Source organism: Xanthomarina sp. GH4-25, from assembly GCF_045363175.1.
Lineage (GTDB): Bacteria > Bacteroidota > Bacteroidia > Flavobacteriales > Flavobacteriaceae > Xanthomarina.
This window is the reverse complement of record NZ_JBJFLO010000021.1, coordinates 1-1,301: the sequence shown is the minus strand read 5'-3', so window position 1 is coordinate 1,301 and position 1,301 is coordinate 1. Positions and strand designations below refer to the sequence as shown.

Sequence of the window (1,301 nt, the reverse complement as noted above, 5' to 3'; positions counted from 1 at the left end):
TGACCCGTCCTAAAATAAGGCTACATAATTTTAAACATTATGTATAGAAATGACAAAGTGATCAGACGGTATTCAGAACCTTTTAAACTGAAAATTTTAGCCGAACTTACAACCGGAAAACACACAAAGAGCGAACTTTGTAAACTCTATTCCATTGCACCTACAACGGTCAATGAGTGGATTAAAAAGTACAATCGTAAAGACTTAATGAACACCAGAGTAAAAGTGGAAACAAAAGACGAAATATCTAGAATTAAAGCCTTGCAAAAGGAAATAGAACAGCTTAAAAAACTGTTACTTAAAAAGGATCTGGATGCCTTGGTATTAGATTCTTACCTTGAAGTAGCTGCAGAAGATTTAGGCTATAAATCTGTTGCCGAACTAAAAAAAAAGCTAAGTATAAAGCCTTAATTAAAGCTAAAGAGAAATCTAAGGGATTTGCTTCTTTAACAACTATAACTCATTGTTTCGGACTTAAACGTGATGCGTATTATAAATACAAATCCAGAGCTGATAAGCATTTAAAACTAGAACAGCAGATTATATGCATCGTCAGGAAAAGACGCAAATCCCTTCCTAGAGAAGGTGTGAGAAAACTTATAAAATCCTTAGATAAGGATTTTATTAAGGCTAACCTTAAAGTTGGCAGAGATACTTTATTCAACCTTCTTAGAAAACATAAAATGCTAACCCTTAGAAAGAAATATAGGATGAGGACAACCAACTCACACCATCGTTTTTATAAGTACAGTAACATCATAAAGGACATTGAAATCAATAGACCTAATCAAGTTTGGGTATCAGACATCACATACATTAGAACCGTAAAAGGCTTTTGTTACTTGGCTTTAATAACTGATATGCATTCCAGGAAAATTGTTGGATATGACCTGAGTGATAGCTTGGAACTAAATGGATGTGTGAGAGCACTTAATAAGGCGATATACCAAGCTAAAAATATTAAACAGCTTATTCATCATTCGGACAGAGGAATACAATATTGCAGCAATGTGTACACACAAATATTAAAAAGAAAAAAGATAGAGATTAGTATGACCGAAGAAAATCATTGCTATGAAAACGCCATGGCTGAACGTGTAAATGGGATTTTAAAAGATGAGTTTTATCTCGACCAGACCTTTGCAAACGTGGCACACGCGAAAAGAGCAACCAAAAATGCAATCAAATTATATAATTCTAAAAGATTACATTTATCTTTAGACTATAAAACACCAAATATGGTATATAAATTAACAGCGTAAAATCAATTTTAACCTGTAGCCATATTTCAGGACTAGACA

The 1,301-nt window shown here is 33.2% G+C and carries 2 protein-coding genes; both read left to right on the top strand.

Annotated elements, in window-relative coordinates; genetic code table 11:
* Positions 1 to 39: 39 nt before the first annotated feature.
* A complete protein-coding gene (locus ACI5KZ_RS14760; RefSeq protein WP_109310327.1) occupies positions 40 to 411 on the top strand; it encodes a transposase in 372 nt (123 codons plus the stop codon).
* Positions 369 to 1,262, top strand: coding sequence for an IS3 family transposase (locus tag ACI5KZ_RS14755; RefSeq protein WP_109310326.1), 894 nt, complete (start codon positions 369 to 371; stop codon positions 1,260 to 1,262). The genes ACI5KZ_RS14760 and ACI5KZ_RS14755 overlap by 43 nt, the downstream gene beginning before the upstream one ends.
* The last annotated feature ends 39 nt before the right edge of the window (positions 1,263 to 1,301 follow it).

Coding starts and splice junctions, on each gene's coding strand:
- ACI5KZ_RS14760 (WP_109310327.1), top strand. CDS start 40: ATGTATAGAAATGACAAAGTGATCAGACGGTATTCAGAACCTTTTAAA.